Here is a 15472-nt window from a genome sequence, read left to right on the forward strand (position 1 = left end):
ATTTTTTTAAAAAGAAGTGTTTATACCAAAATAAAATGACCTGAGTGTGGGATATGCATTTAACTCGATCCCGGCTGTACCCAGAGGGTCTCCCGGAAGTTCTGGCGTGTACCCCGAAAATCTCTTGAAAATAAAAGGGTTTTTTGCAGATGCATATATTCTGATTTTAGAAAAAATACTTATAACATCTTTTGGCAAAGAATACCCTAATGTGATATTGTTAATTCTGAAAAAATCTCCTGATTCTAAATAGTAGTTAGAAGACAGTGGTACATCATTAGAAGCAATTGGAGTTGTATTACTCGGTCTACCAGATGTCCATCTATTATTAAATACAGATTGTTCTATATTTTCATTTCCGAATCGTTGTGCTTTTTTTCCGTTATAGACTTTGTTACCTAAATTACCAAAAGTGTCTACAGAAAAGTCAAAGTTTTTATATTCAACTCCTAGATTAAGTCCAAAGAAAAATTTTGGAATATAAGATCCAAAGAATTTTCTGTCTCCTTCGTCAGTAATACCATTATTATTTACATCTTCATATACCAATTCTCCTCTGTCATCAATACCAATTGCATTATATAAGAAAAAACTCCCTAAAGGCTGTCCTACGGCTACTTTCTTGGTATACTGCCCATTATCGATATTTCCTCCTTGTTGTTCATTAAAAAATGGGCTGGTTACTTTGGTAAGTTCATTTTCATTAAAGGAGAAACTTCCTCCTAAATTATACTTTACCGCTCCTATAGTATCTGCCCAGTTTAATGTTATTTCTGCTCCTTTATTTACAATTTCTCCTACGTGAGAATTAAAAGGGTCAAAACCAAAAACATCTGGAAGCTGTACTTCTAAAGTAGCATTGGTATTGGTTCTTTGATAGTAATCTAATTCTCCACTTAATTTATGATTTAAAAGAGCAAATTCTAATCCTACGTCAAATTCATTTGTTCTCTCCCAGGTCAGATCTTCATTGATAGTACCTGTAACTGTGATCCCTTGCTGTAGTTCCTGATTAGGTCCAAAGGGAAAAAACCCACCACTACCTGTTGTTGCTGTTATTACATTAAAAGGTACATTTTGATTACCCAACTCCCCATAACTTGCTCTAAGTTTTAGTTTATCAAACCATCCATCTTGCATAAAATCTTCTTTGGTCAATACCCAACCTACACTTACTGCATAAAAATTACCGAATCTTTTTCCGGGTTGAAACTTGCTTGAACCATCTCTCCTAAAAGAAGCATTAAATAAGTATTTACTATTATAATCATAATTTACTCTGGCTATATAGGAGTACAGTCTATCTGACACACTAAATGATCCAGATGAAAGTTGAGTATTATCTTCATCACCAGTATTCAAATTAAATCTAAGATTTGAGTCCAGAGGAACATTATTTCGTACTCCTGTTAAAAACTCTCCACCACTTTCTTCAGCAGTAATACCTAAAGTCGCTTTAATTGTATGAGATTCACCAAATGTTTTATTGAAGGTGAAATAATTATCTAAAAACCACCTATAATTATTGGTATGTGTAACTGTTAACCTGGTTTTTGCAGGGTTTTCTATCCCTCCTTCGAAATTTTCTTCAAGATTCGCCGGATTGTTTGCTAAAAAAGAGCCTAATCTATCTTCGAAATTATAAAACCTTCCGTATTCTGTTTCTACAGAAAAACGAGATGTAAATGTTAATGGTTCTATTATTTTATAGTCTAGTTTAAATGCTCCCTGTAGTTTAAAGAATTTTTGTTTTTCGTCTTGAAAAAATAAATCTTTTACCGGATTAGATACATTATTAAAAGCTGTAGATGAACCAAACCGTCCTTCTTCATCTCTTATTGGCACAATAGGGGATTGTTTATAAGCATTCGTAAATGCATTAAATCCTTTTGGAGTTATATTAGCCAATTGTGCATTTACATTATGAGAAAAATTAATTTTTTTACCAATCTTATAGTCGACATTACTACGTAAAGTAAGTCTATCAAAATCATTGCCTATTAATATCCCTTCTTCTTTATTAAAGCCTGCACTAAAAAAAGATCGGATTTTTTCTGAACCTCCTGATACTGATAAATTATAGTTAGATATACGGCCTGTTCTTGTTATTGCGTCCAACCAATTTGTATTATATTTTTGATTAGAAAAGAAAAAACCACTGGTATCATTATCATTATTAGGATCATCATCATTTCTTAAATCTCTTAGAGCTGCCTCGTTATTATAAGTCACAAAAGATGCAGCATCTGCCAGTTTAACTCTACTTAATATATCACGATACCCTGTATAGGTGTCGAAAGAAATTTCCATCTTTCCTGTTTTTCCTTTTTTGGTAGTAATTATGATTACTCCATTAGCGCCTCTGTTTCCATAAATAGCTAAGGATGCAGCATCTTTTAAGATATTCATCGTAAGAATATCTGATGTATTAATATTATTGATATTATTAGTCAATACACCATCAACTACATATAGTGGTTCTCTACCCCCTTGAATAGTTCCTAATCCCCTGATAATTACTGTTGAAGCCTGCCCGGGTGCATCTGAAGCAATTACTTGTACACCTGCAGCTTTTCCTTGCAATGCTTGAGAAGCATTAATAATTGGTTCTCTAGATAGTTCGTCTCCTTTAACAGTAGCTACAGCACTGGTAAGAATAGATTTTCTTTGGGTTCCATATCCTACAACAACTACTTGCTCGAGTTCTGAGGCATTAGACTCCATATATATAATATAATCGGTATTTTCTGTTATTAAAATTTCTTTAGTTTTGAAACTTAAATAACTTACCCTAAGAGTATCTCCTATTTGAGTATTTATTGTGAATCTTCCATCAAAATCTGTTAATGCCCCTTTGGATGTTCCTTTTACTAAAACATTACATCCTGGTAGTGGCATATTGTTATCAGAATATATTGTTCCGGTAATAGTTTGCTGTGCCATTACACTATTATAGATCAATAGTAAGCAAATGAGAATTTGATTTTTCATCTAAAAATTAATTATTTGTTAACACTAGGTTAAAATTACTTATTACTGTCGTAAAAACTTTTGTAGTATCAATAAATTCTTACAGAAACAAATTTAAATATTTATATTTCAGGTATTTACAAAATAAAATACATCAATATTTTAACATATTGATGTATTTAAGATGTAATTATTTTGAGGAAATAAATGAGGTATTTAGAGTTTCATTAAGAAACTTGATAGGCTATCCTTAGCATTAAGCTCTAGTTTTTTTCTTAATCGATAACGTTGTAACTCTACACCTCTTACACTTATTCCTAATAATGGAGCTATATCTTTAGTAATTAATCCAATTTTAATATAAGCACAAAGTTTAAGGTCTTTGGTCGTTAGTTTTGGAAATTTTGATATTAATGATTTGAAAAAATCCTCATGCAATTCATTAAAATTAGATTCAAAGATTTTCCAATTATCATTACTATTAATATGCTTTTTAGACAAGTCTAATAATCGCTTAGTTCTATATTCATTTGTAGAAAACTTTTTTAACCTATTAAGTTCATTCCTTAACTCTATTATCATTTCATTTTTATTGGTTACTGATAAAGTAGAATTTGTAAGCTCTCGTTTCTTATTTCTTATTTCCTTTTCGAGGTTTTTCTTTTCAATTTCATTGATTTTCTTTTGCGTCTCTCGCATATACTCTTCCTGAAGCATCAATTGTTGTTTTCTTATCTTTATTTTATTGATTTTATAGACCATAAATAGTAATCCCATTGCCAGAAAGGAGTACAACAATTTCATAGTATTAGAGAAATACCAGGGAGGTAACACTTTTAAATCTATCTGTTTTATCGAATTTTCTCCTTGTTGCGTATCATTTTCTAATACTAATGTATAATCTCCGTAAGGAAGGTTTTGTAGAATCAACTTTCCTTCTTTAACAAATTCCTTTTGATCTACTTCTCCCGATAGTGTATAACTAAAATCATTTCCATAAGATTTTGGCATGTATATTTCGAATGCTAAATATTTAGCATCTTCAAATGGTATATGAATAAGTGTATCAAGTATTGAGAATTGTTTTGTTCTAGAGTATATTTTATCTATTACTGGTGTTGGTGAAATCTTTTTATCCTTTCGTAATGCATTTATATTATACATTGCAAAACCATCATTAAGATTAATCATTCTTAAGGAATCATTTTTAAAAATAACCTTTTCATATTTCGCAACAAGACGTTGCTTAATACCGGCAACATTAATTTTATAGATTTCTTTATAGTTATTATCTGTAAGCGTTAATGTGTTTTCACTTTTTCTATCTATAAACCAAGCTTCATTTTTTTCTTTATGGATAAGTACCTTATCATCATAATCTTTAAACCTATTAAACCGACCAATACTATCTTTTTGTTGAAAATACTGAAACCATTTCCCCGAATTATAAAATACAATATCGGCATCAATTTTAAAGATATTGGTTTGGTATTGTTTAAAATTTTCATTCTCTCCGTAAGAAGTAACTTTTAGTGCTTTAGTATAATCTTCATTCAGTTCTATTCTAAAAACTCCTTTATATGAATGTGTAACCCAAATCACTCTGTCTGATTCAAAAACAATACTATTTACCAAAAAAGATAGATTTTCAATTACATGAGAATGCCAATCGTTCCCATCCTTTCTTAAGAAATTAATTCCGTAATAAGTTCCTTGTAAGTACTCTTTTTGTTGCCCTGGTACTTTTATAGTACAATAGACACCTCCCGATGTTAGTTTTTGTGATAACTTATTGTCCTCGATCAAAAAACTACCGTCATTATGTCCAGCAATAATTTGGTTTTCTATACTACTTAAATCCCACACCTGTCCTTCTGACCCTTCGATAAACTGTAGCTTTTTATCATTAGAATAGGTATAAATCCCAGTATTACTAGCCAGGTAATATTTTTCATTTAAAAAGGCAACATCATATACTGTTCCTACGGTTCCTGTAAAATCTTTATAATATGAAAAGGGAGTTCTAAAATCAATTCTTCCTAGTCCATTATCCAAAGCTGCCCAAAGATTTCCTTCATGAACTTTTAATCCCAAAACTGTATTGTTTTGCAAACCCGATTCTTTATTGAGGTATTGAAGGGTTTTTGTGTTTAGATTATAAATTATAACCCCATTCTTAATTGTTCCTAATGCCAGCTGCTTTTCATCTAAAAAAGCAGACTTGTTAAGTACGTTAGTATTTAAAAATAAATTGACTTCTTCTGGTAGTGGTGTTAACTTATTAGAATCATAAATAAACCCTCCTGCATTCAGATCAAAAAAGAAAAGTTTATTTGAAATTACCGAAACATTGTTCACAGAGCTAATTGTATACTCGCTCTCTGAAAACTCAAAAGGTATTAGCTTATTTTCTTTTAATTCCTGAACTCCTTTATTTCTGTTAGCAACTATTAATTTATCATTATAAACAGTAATATCATATACTCCCTGACTATCCTCAATATATTGGATTTGATTACCATCATATACATAAACCCCTCCTGCAAAGGATTCAAAAACAATACGATCTTTATACGCTATTATCTTCCAAAATTGTTCATTCTTAAATTGATGATTCGCATCAAAAGAAGAAACTAATGAAGTATATGTATAATTCCCGTAAATATCTTTTTCCCAAAACCCAAATTCTTCATAAGACCCTGTATAAATCCTGTTTTTTATACATAAGACTGATCTAATTATCGTTTTGTTTGGTAATTCAAATAATTGCCAGGATTGCCCATTATATCGTAACAAACCTTTATTGTTTGCTACATAAACGACTCCATTAGCATCAATATCAATACCCCAATTTTGGTTATCGGCTTTATAGTTGGCTATGGTGTAGTTTTCTATTTCGGGGTGAAATGTTTGACCAAACGAAATACTATATACTACAATAAAAAAAGTATAAAGTAACAGTTTTTTCATACGAATTGTTGGCATTAATTAGCTAACATATGAATTGATTTTCAATAATTAACAATTATTTTGCAAGAATTAAAACATAAAAAGCCCGAGGTTTTAGCTATTTTTAACTACAACCCCAGGCAACCGCTCCCCCGAACCTAACTACCTTTAATGCTTTAATATAGATTAGATCTATAGTGAATTGGTACTATTGCAATTCAACTATTGCGCGCTCTATCACCTCATCTTTTGTTGTATCTTCAAGGTTAAGTATTATAGGAATATCTGGATCTACTCCATCATCCAGGTGTTTTCCCTGGGCATCAATAAATTCACTTGTAGACAGGCTCCAATACCATCCATTAGCTAAATATCCGTCGGCTACAGATCCACTTCCTCCTCCTGTTCTTTGTCCTACAGTTTTTATGCTTTCTACCGGATCTACAGAATACAAGAAAGTAGTAGAAGCACTGTACACATTTCTATCAGTAAGTACCATTACAGGTTTTAGATATTTGTTCGCACTACCCGACGGCTGAAGAGTAATATGACTATCAGAAAAATCATTTGGTCCCGGACCCGTTTTAAAACGCTCAAAACCGGTATAAATAGGTTTATCTGTAAAATAAGATGCAAATTTGGTTGCCAAAGCCGGATCGCCTCCTGTATTAGTCCGCATATCAAAAACAAGACCTTTGGTGTCTTTTAAATCCAGAAATATTCGCTCAATTTCATCATCAGAAATCTCAACATTCCACGAAGGAATCCATAGATATCCGATTTTTCTATCTTGCGGTAAAGTACCCCATACCGCTCTAAACCCCTGTCCGCCTGATAATGTCTTTATTTCAGAATTAACTGTATTACCAATATAATTATTCACTAAGATCGCTGCGTCTATTCCTGCTGGATACCCTTCTTCAAGATCAAAACCTATAGACATACCATTTGGATTGTTTTGATCTTCTATAAGGCTAGAATGACCGTCTCTTAAACTTTTGGTAACCTCACCTAGAATTTCAAAAAATTCTTTTTGAGTTGTAGTGGTATTAATCTTCCCTCTAAGATTGCTTCTCAGCGTATTTATATTCACATTCTTAAATTCCAGCATAGCATATTTCTCTTGTACCAGAGTCGTATACTCATCAAATACAGCAAGTGCATCTGTTCCTGGATTTGGTTCCATCAACGCTTTTTCGCAAGAACTGAACACCATCAAAAATAGAAGCAGACCTATTTTTATTTTTAGATATTTCATTACAATGTTTTTATTAAAAAATTAATTAAAATGCATCACTCTTACTTTGTGCGTTTGAAAATGTTATATCGAATAGAGAGTGAATGTGTACCATACGTTACCGGGTATTTCTTAACTTCAGAAAACTTTCTCAGATGCCATTTATACGCTACAGAAAACCGATTTGATAATCGATACCGTATACTTGTTCTTACCTGAAAATGCCTGGGTATAGTTCTCAATTTGTAGTACTTAAAGGCAAAACGGTCTTCAAGTTTACTGTTTTGATAATCAAAATCTCCACTCTCTAATACACTCTGCGGCACAGAAAAAGAAAACCCACTACCTTCTCTGAAATAAGAAGCTAGTCCTATATCTAAACCAAAACGGAATTTTTTATAGTCATAAATACCCGAAGCCCATAAGGTACTTCCTGTAACATCATACCCACTATTATTACCTAAACCCTCAAAGGTTTTTGTGTATAAATCCAGCACATCCCATGTTGCACCAATAAATAGGTTTTCTTTAATACGATGAAGATATTTGGCCTGTAACATAGAGTTATAAGTACTTACCGTATTATCATGAGTAGCAGCTTTTTCTGTAGTTATTATTCCTTGTAAATTAATTCCCCAGATTGCTTTTTCATTTTCTTTTAGATATCCTAGTCCAAATACACCACCAAATCCATTATACTTCACATTAGAGTATTTTATGTCCTGAAAGGAAGAAAAACCACCACCAATGTCGACATAAAAAGAGGATGTTTTTTGTGCATAAAGCTGTACTAGGCTAACTGCAAAAAAGAGCACAATTAAATAGGTTTTTTTCATGTTTTCGTTTTTATGAATTAATTCACTATTGTATTGCGCGTTTAAAAATGTAACGTGTAATAAATATCCCATTACTATCTCCTTCACCTGCATCACTTTCTACAGCACTGGTTACAAAAATCAGATCCCAACCTTCTGCCAGCATTGTGGTTATTTTTGATGAAATTACCGCATCGTTTGCTGCAATATTCTGAAAACGAATCCCTACCAGATTGTAAAAGTTTAAGAGTTTAGTCTCCTCAAAATCCTTAACACGAATCGCTTTTCTTTTTGATTTATTACGTGTATTATCATCTTCTGTCTGCGTAGAGGTGAATTCTTTATAATCTCTTTCTGCATTTGCCGAAATAAGTCTTGAACGCCCTAAACCACTTGGGACTATAGATTCTACACTGGTAATAACTTTTACTTCATATTTTGGAGCAGAAGTTTGTGCACTACTTGTTATCATTGATGCGATAATAAATACGCTTAATAGAATTACTTTTTTCATTTTTCTTACTTTTTATTATTTATTATTTATTATTAATTTCAGTGTTCTTCCTTCTTACACAACAGTAAACTTCTAGAACACCCTATTTTTATTGTCTAAATATTATTTTACTTCTTTTATCAATTGTTTTGCTTTTTCTAAAACAGCATCTTTTCCACTAATAAACTCTTTAATTGTCGGGTATACTTTATGATGCGGTACAGTACCACTACCTTCTGGAAATAATCTCTTATCAACGTCTTGCTCATTAATCACAATGAAGATGGAAAAGATCAGTTTAGAATTGGGTAGATTATAAAACAGCGGGATAGACCCTGTATGCCTGTAATATCCTCCTCCAGTTTCTTCTCCTATAAAAATGGCATTACTTTTATCTCTCACTAGTGCACTAAACAAACCTCCTCCAGAAAAAACTCTACCACTCGTCAAGACAAATACATTTCCTTTAAACTTATTTTTTGCCGGATCACGATGAATAACTTTATCTTCTCTCCAATAATACGCCCCATCATCTCCTTTTATCATTTCTTCTTTCACCATCTTTTTCATTGTTTTCTGGATAGTTTCAGGAGTACTATCTGCATCCAGTTCCATCATATCATACCATTGCGATAGTAAATACTGTGGATATGGTGGTACATTATCAATGGTGCTTAATTTTCTATACTTATTCTCTTTAAAATGCGTATCAATTAAGTACGAGGCTAATTCCATATCATTTCCATCATCTCCACCTGTATTTTCTCTGATATCTAAAATCAGGTTCTTAATTCCTTTTTTATTTATTTCACTGAAAGAGTTTTTAAGGAATCCGAAGAATTTTTTTTGATTCTTTCGGGTTTCAGTAGAAAATGTATTTACCGTTAATAAAGCCGTATTATCATCCACATATTCTAAGTAATATGGTTTTTCATAATGATTTTCTGTAATTGTATTTTCTAATCCAGATTTCGGAATTCCCGTTAATTCTACAGTACAACTTTCTTTATCTGAATTATGTAAATATGCTATGGTAAATTTCTCTTGTGGACCAAAAACCAAAAAGTAATTGGTCGAAAAATCATCCTCTAATTGCCTGTATTTAAAAGTAGTATTATACCCATCAGAGCTTAATAATTTAAAAGCCTCTGTAGTTATCTTTTTGGTTGTGTTTCCGTTAATACTTAAAATCTGATCCCCTTTCTTTAGTTTCCCATAGTTCTGTGCAGCAATCAATGTATCTTTTAAGAATTTTACTTTGAAAGGGAAAAAGGCATTGGTAGTATTACTTTTTAATTCTGAAAAAATATCTCCCGAGGCATAAAAACTAGAATGCCCACAATTTATTTTAGTATGAATTCCTGCAATTAGGTTATAAAATTCCCGAATATTTTGAAGCTTTGGTAGTCTTTCATTTGCCTTTTTAAATATCAAATCAAAGGTATCTTTAGCAGTATACAAATACATTCCGCTATGTGCCGTTTCTATAATATCACGATAGATTTTTAAATCTTCTTTTAATACTAAAGGATCAAATGGTTGTTTAGGTAATGCTGGTGTAAATATTATTTCTTGTCCATCTTGATTAATAAAAACAAACTGCGTTTTGGTTAGTTTTTTAATAGTTCGAGTATTGACTTCTTTAGTAGTACTATTTACATAACTTATCGTTTTGTTATCACTATTATAGGTCCATTTCTCTTCAGTAACATCTCCATTTATCTCTGTATTTAATGTATAGTCTGAATTGAATTTGAATCTGGCGTTAGACACCAACTCTTTAATAGATAATAGTATTTCCTGTTTATTAGACTTTAGTTCTTTACCTTCTTTTTTATCTCCTTTTTTTTCTGCTTCGGTCAATATTTTTACATATAAACCCTCTGCCACAGATTCTATTCCCGATGGATCGTATTTCCATTCTCGGTCTAATAAATATTCTAAATCTTGAATCTTCTGGCTATATACAGAAATACTTATAAAAAATAAGAGACAGATTATGTATGTTAGTTTTTTCATTTCTTTTTTGATATTGTAATAATTTGATCAATCACATAAATTGTTATTCCGATTAGGATAGGTAGTATAAGAACCAGATCAACTCGTATTGCCGGACCAGTTATAGTTTTTTCCCATTTGGTTATCTGTAATTCCCAAACAATAAAACTGGACCAGATCACAACTAAAAAAACCAGCAATATTATAACTACACGTTTCATTTTTGAATAGTTTAATTTTTAACGTTGTACAAAGATTTGTTAAAAGGAAAAAGACAGCCAAGAAAAGTAATAGAGTAGCGGTTCGGATTTCAGAAATCCGAACGGAAATAGTCCTAAAAACAAGGGTTTTACTCCTGTTTCAGGAATCCGAACTTAAAAAAAGAAGGTTATTTTTCGTTTTTAAAACGAGAAGGAGTGGTGCCTGTATATTTTCTAAAAGCATCATAAAATGTACTTTTACTTTGAAAACCAACTTCGTTACCAATACCTTCGACGCTTAAACTATTTGCGATATCACTTCTTAGAAGTTCTTTTGCTTTTTCAACCCTAAAACTATTGATATAGGAGTTGAAATTTTGATTAAGTTGAGAGTTTATTACACCCGAAATACGTTTGGGATGTGCTCCTATTTTTTCTGCAATATCAATGATAGTCAAATCAGGTACAGTATATACCTTTTCATCCTGAATGTATTTTTTTATTTCTTGTAGTAATTGTATTGTACTTTCATTATTTATTAAAGAATCATTGTTTTTGTTACTTTTGTCAATAGTTTTTTCACTATTCTCAAGAGGAATTAAAGCCTCTACATTTTGTTGAAGAATACCTCTTACAGATATCCAATACAATAGCATAACATTAATGGTAGAAATTGTTATAAGAAAGTAAAACCCGGTGTCAAAAAACTCAGAAGCTATTGCAATAAAAGTAAGTAGAAGTCCAAAACCAACAAATCCTCTTGCCCAACGTAACTCTCTATATTTTGTAGACGTATATTGGTCTTTTAACTCCTTAGTATGTTTTTTAATAAAGTTTAGGGTTTTAAAACCTATATAAAAAGAAAAAAGAACACCTCCCCAAAGTATTAAATCATACCAAAGAGATTCTTCTATTACCATTTTCGAATCATTATCCTGAAAAAATACAACTATTGCGATAATGAATTCTAATACTCCAGGAATTAGTGTCCAGTAACTAAGTTTGTTTTTAGAAAGTATTGAAACCTGCTGAACGTAGATATAAAATAAAGGAAACATCAACCAGGTAAAATCAAAAGGTAATAAGTCATATTGAGGGTAATACGTTATAATATTTAAATCTTCTAAAATGACAGGAAGCAGGTTTAATGCATATACAATTATAAACCAACCCAAAAATAAAGTAGACTTATCCTTTTTTCTATTTATGATAATGAGTAACAAGCCGAGAATAACACCTTGTATTAACCCAAGAGTATCTATAAAGGATACAATATTATAATTAATTTCCATTATCTAAATGTATAGAAATTCGTAGATGAAGCATTGTTACAATAATGACTCCAAAAAACATTAATTTATAAAATTATTTTGGTTGATTAAAATTCACTCGGGTTCTTACCTGTATATTTTTTAAATAATTTATTAAAATGACTGGAATCTGTAAAACCTGTTTTTTGAGCTATTTCAGAAATATTCAAATTTGTTTGTTTCAATAATCGTTCTGCCATTTTGATTTTTGTCTGAATTACATATTGTTGTATTGAAATGCCCGCATGTTTTTTAATAAATACACTTACATAACTAGGAGACATATTAAATGTTGCGGCAATTTCTTTTATTCTAATATTATCTTTATCCAAAACATTCTGCCGGATATAAGTGAGTATATCACTCACCTTTTCTTCTTCAGAAACAGTATGTATAGCGGTATTTTTATTAAGATTTCTAGATATTATAATTAATAATGCACCTAATAGCTCTAATAAAATTGACCGACTGTAAAGTGAGGGAGTTATATACTCTTTTTTAATAATTCGAAACAATTCGAACACATGCGATCTATCTGTAGTATTAGAAATAATATTTTCGGGAATACTATTGGCATGTAATACAACAGCATCTAAATTCTTTCGCCATTTTAAATCAGAAACAAGTTCTGTTTTTTCTATAAAAAGCTGCTCTGTGAATTTAATAAAACCAAAGTCTGTACGCTCGCTAATGATAAATTCGTGTTCGTCCTTTGGGGTCAATAAGAAGATATCCCCTTCTGTATATTCAAAAATACTCTCATTTAAAATGTGTTGCCCATTCCCCTTGAGAATAAAAATTAATTCGAAAAAATTATGAGAATGCTTTGGATACTCCCACTTATCAAGTGACAGTTCGAATACATTTAAAGATTTTGCACTAAAAAAACGTTTTGACACAAGTATACTAACATAGATTTATACAAATATACAATGAATATATACCAAAAACAGACTTTTTCCTTCAACTAAATTTGCATTATAAATCAAATGGTAAAATCCAATGAAACCAATAAATATATATATCTTAATACTCTCTGTAAGCGTATGTGCAGTTCTATTTTCTAGTCATACTTCAGAAAAAGAACATATAAAAATCACTACAATAGAAACCGATAGCATAACAGATCATTTCTGGCCAAATGATGCGCGACTGGTCATCTCATTCTCAATGCAATTTGAAACTGGCGGACAACCAGAGGGTGCAGAAAGTCCTTTTGCTGCAAAACCATTACCAAAAGGACATCCTGATCTTCCTGCAGAAAGTTGGTTCCGTTACGGTGCCAAAGAAGGTATTTACCGAATGCTCGATTTGTGGGATAAACACAATATCAAAGTTAGTTCTCATATCGTTGGTGCTGCTGCTATCAAATACCCCGAAGTTGCTATAGCTATAGCAAATCGCGGTCATGAAATTGCTGCACATGGTATCGCATGGAGTGACCAATGGGATATGACTTATGAACAAGAATTAGCTTTTATAAAAACTGGTATTGACACAGTTGAAACCATTACCGGACAACGCGGCAGAGGCTATAATGCGAATTGGTTACGACGTAGTCCCAACACACTAAAAGTGTTACAAGAACTTGATTTCTTATATCATATAGATGATTTAAGCCATGACGAGCCATTTATCACAGAAGTTAGAGGAAAGGATTTTGTAGTTATGCCGTATACGCTTCGTAATAATGATATCGTAAATATTGAAGGTAAAAATTGGACTCCTGGCCAGTTTTTAAATCAATTAAAAATGGAGTTTGATCAATTATATGATGAAGCAGGAAGTAAAAGAAGAATGATGTCTGTGAGTTTACACGACAGAATCGGTGGGGCACCATCAATTGTTCGTGCGATAGACCTATTCATACAGTATGCAAAGAAACATAAAGGTGTTGTATTTATGCGTAAAGATGATATTGCAAAAATGGTAAAAGACGATTCAAAGACACCTAGAGATAATTCTGAATTAATGTATAACAAATGAAAAATACAGCTTCAAAAAATCATGCCTATTTTCTACTACGATTAGCAATGGGCGCCAACCTATTAGCACATGGATTAGTACGAATTCCGAAAATAGAAGCCTTTAGCAACTGGATGATAAACCTTTATAAAGAAATAGTACTATCAGAAATATTCATTTCTTCTTTTGCCAAAATATTGCCTTTTGCAGAACTTACTATTGGTGTCTTCCTTGTTTTTGGGTTGTTTACCTATCGTACCTGCCTCGCTGGGGGAATACTAATGATTATTCTAATTTTTGGTTCTTGTTTAATCGAACAATGGGAATGGGTTGGGTTTCAAATGATCTACGTACTGTTCTTTTACCTTTTGATTAGTACATCACAAAACAATCATTTTTCAATTGATAATCTCTTACAAAAATAAATCATGAAAACCACACTATATACAAAATACAAAATGAATGGACTTTCATTAAAAAATCGTTTTTTAATGGCGCCCATGACACGCTCCAGGGCAGAAGAACCTGGAAACGTACCTAATGCTTTAATGGCAAAATATTACCAACAAAGAGCTTCTGCCGGAATTATTATTACCGAAGCTACTCAAATTTCTGTACAAGGAATGGGTTATGCAAAAACTCCGGGAATCTATTCTCAGAAACAAATCGAAGGTTGGAAACTCGTTACAGACGCAGTGCATAAAAATGGAAGCAAAATTTTTTTACAACTATGGCATGTGGGACGTGTAAGCTCTTCAAAAGTAAACGGGTTACAACCTATTGCTCCCTCTGCCGAAATAGCAAAAGATACACAGGTATATATTTTTGATGGCGCTCCTAATGGTGATGCTACATTTGTTCCCGTCGAAAAACCTCGGGAGATGACCAAAGGTGATATTGCCCAAGTTATCGAAGAATTTAGGATAGGGGCAAAAAACGCTATCGAAGCCGGCTTTGATGGAGTCGAAATTCATGGCGCAAATGGATATCTTATTGATCAGTTTTTACGAAGTAATAGTAATCATAGAACAGATGAATACGGCGGAATCAAAGAAAACAGAATTCGTATTCTTAAAGAAATTACTCAAGCTGTGGCAGATGAAATAGGTGTTGATAAAACAGGAGTACGACTATCCCCTTTTATAAGCTTTAAAGACATGAATGATCCCGAAATTTTGGAAACCATTATGATCGCTGCCAAAACATTAAACGAAATAGGAGTAACCTATATTCATTTATGCGAAGCTGATTGGGATGATGCTCCCACAATTCCAGAAGATTTCAGAATTAAATTGAGAGCTAATTTTACACATACCATTATAGCTACAGGAAATAAAACTCCCAAAGAAGCTAATGGTCTATTGAGCAAAAACTTAGTTGACCTGGTAGGGTTCGGAAGAAAATTTCTAACCAATCCTGATTATCCGAAACGAATACAATTAAATGCTACAATGAATGATATTTCTGATCCCCATACTCTTTTTGGTGGTGGGGATGCAAGAGGGTATACCGATTATCCATTTTTAGATGTATAA

12 protein-coding genes are annotated in these 15472 nt (G+C 32.0%); 3 read left to right on the forward strand and 9 right to left on the reverse strand.

Features of this window, described 5'->3' with window-relative positions; all coding sequences use genetic code 11:
- Nucleotides 1–6: 6 nt before the first annotated feature.
- From DK441_RS10980 to DK441_RS11020, 9 genes are all read right to left on the reverse strand, one after another.
- Entirely contained in the window at nt 7–2991 is a 2985-nt protein-coding gene (locus DK441_RS10980; protein ID WP_109098772.1) for a TonB-dependent receptor, read from the reverse strand.
- A 195-nt stretch (nt 2992–3186) separates the two neighbouring features.
- Nucleotides 3187–5940 carry a hypothetical protein gene (locus tag DK441_RS10985; RefSeq protein ID WP_160112053.1) on the reverse strand — a complete coding sequence of 918 codons (2754 nt, stop codon included), beginning with the start codon at nt 5938–5940 and terminating at the stop codon, nt 3187–3189.
- Between the two features lie 187 nt (nt 5941–6127).
- Nucleotides 6128–7177 carry a S41 family peptidase gene (locus DK441_RS10990; RefSeq protein WP_109098774.1) on the reverse strand — a complete coding sequence of 350 codons (1050 nt, stop codon included), beginning with the start codon at nt 7175–7177 and terminating at the stop codon, nt 6128–6130.
- Nucleotides 7178–7218: 41 nt separating this feature from the next.
- Nucleotides 7219–7992, reverse strand: coding sequence for a hypothetical protein (locus DK441_RS10995; RefSeq protein WP_160112054.1), 774 nt, complete (start codon nt 7990–7992; stop codon nt 7219–7221).
- A gap of 25 nt (nt 7993–8017) precedes the next feature.
- Nucleotides 8018–8485: a hypothetical protein gene (locus tag DK441_RS11000; protein WP_109098776.1), complete on the reverse strand. Its 468-nt coding sequence runs from the start codon at nt 8483–8485 to the stop codon at nt 8018–8020.
- Between the two features lie 102 nt (nt 8486–8587).
- On the reverse strand, nt 8588–10483 hold the full coding sequence (locus tag DK441_RS11005; protein ID WP_109098777.1) for a S41 family peptidase: 1896 nt from the start codon (nt 10481–10483) through the stop codon (nt 8588–8590).
- A complete protein-coding gene (locus tag DK441_RS11010) occupies nt 10480–10683 on the reverse strand; it encodes a hypothetical protein (protein WP_109098778.1) in 204 nt (67 codons plus the stop codon). Before DK441_RS11010 ends, DK441_RS11005 begins: the two co-directional genes overlap by 4 nt.
- Before the next feature lie 167 nt (nt 10684–10850).
- The gene (locus DK441_RS11015; protein WP_109098779.1) at nt 10851–11954 is read right to left on the reverse strand and encodes an AraC family transcriptional regulator; all 1104 of its coding nucleotides are present in this window, start codon (nt 11952–11954) and stop codon (nt 10851–10853) included.
- Between the two features lie 86 nt (nt 11955–12040).
- A complete protein-coding gene (locus tag DK441_RS11020) occupies nt 12041–12871 on the reverse strand; it encodes an AraC family transcriptional regulator (RefSeq protein ID WP_109098780.1) in 831 nt (276 codons plus the stop codon).
- Nucleotides 12872–12974: 103 nt separating this feature from the next.
- Between DK441_RS11020 and DK441_RS11025 the strand changes: the two genes are divergently transcribed.
- Genes DK441_RS11025 through DK441_RS11035 form a run of 3 tightly spaced genes read left to right on the forward strand, consistent with a single transcriptional unit; the run spans nt 12975 to nt 15472 of the window.
- Nucleotides 12975–13958, forward strand: coding sequence for a polysaccharide deacetylase family protein (locus tag DK441_RS11025; protein ID WP_109098781.1), 984 nt, complete (start codon nt 12975–12977; stop codon nt 13956–13958).
- Nucleotides 13955–14362, forward strand: coding sequence for a DoxX family protein (locus DK441_RS11030; protein WP_109098782.1), 408 nt, complete (start codon nt 13955–13957; stop codon nt 14360–14362). Before DK441_RS11025 ends, DK441_RS11030 begins: the two co-directional genes overlap by 4 nt.
- 3 nt (nt 14363–14365) lie before the next feature.
- On the forward strand, nt 14366–15472 hold the full coding sequence (locus tag DK441_RS11035) for an alkene reductase (RefSeq protein ID WP_109098783.1): 1107 nt from the start codon (nt 14366–14368) through the stop codon (nt 15470–15472).

The organism is Aquimarina sp. AU58 (assembly GCF_900312745.1).
Classification (GTDB): domain Bacteria; phylum Bacteroidota; class Bacteroidia; order Flavobacteriales; family Flavobacteriaceae; genus Aquimarina; species Aquimarina spinulae.

What these genes read in the sequence shown, in the direction of transcription:
- DK441_RS11015 (WP_109098779.1), bottom strand. Translation starts at nt 11,954, where the DNA reads ATGGAAATTAATTATAATATTGTATCCTTTATAGATACTCTTGGGTTA.
- DK441_RS10990 (WP_109098774.1), bottom strand. Translation starts at nt 7,177, where the DNA reads ATGAAATATCTAAAAATAAAAATAGGTCTGCTTCTATTTTTGATGGTG.
- DK441_RS11030 (WP_109098782.1), top strand. Translation starts at nt 13,955, where the DNA reads ATGAAAAATACAGCTTCAAAAAATCATGCCTATTTTCTACTACGATTA.
- DK441_RS10980 (WP_109098772.1), bottom strand. Translation starts at nt 2,991, where the DNA reads ATGAAAAATCAAATTCTCATTTGCTTACTATTGATCTATAATAGTGTA.
- DK441_RS11025 (WP_109098781.1), top strand. Translation starts at nt 12,975, where the DNA reads ATGAAACCAATAAATATATATATCTTAATACTCTCTGTAAGCGTATGT.
- DK441_RS11000 (WP_109098776.1), bottom strand. Translation starts at nt 8,485, where the DNA reads ATGAAAAAAGTAATTCTATTAAGCGTATTTATTATCGCATCAATGATA.
- DK441_RS10985 (WP_160112053.1), bottom strand. Translation starts at nt 5,940, where the DNA reads ATGAAAAAACTGTTACTTTATACTTTTTTTATTGTAGTATATAGTATT.
- DK441_RS11005 (WP_109098777.1), bottom strand. Translation starts at nt 10,483, where the DNA reads ATGAAAAAACTAACATACATAATCTGTCTCTTATTTTTTATAAGTATT.
- DK441_RS10995 (WP_160112054.1), bottom strand. Translation starts at nt 7,992, where the DNA reads ATGAAAAAAACCTATTTAATTGTGCTCTTTTTTGCAGTTAGCCTAGTA.
- DK441_RS11010 (WP_109098778.1), bottom strand. Translation starts at nt 10,683, where the DNA reads ATGAAACGTGTAGTTATAATATTGCTGGTTTTTTTAGTTGTGATCTGG.
- DK441_RS11035 (WP_109098783.1), top strand. Translation starts at nt 14,366, where the DNA reads ATGAAAACCACACTATATACAAAATACAAAATGAATGGACTTTCATTA.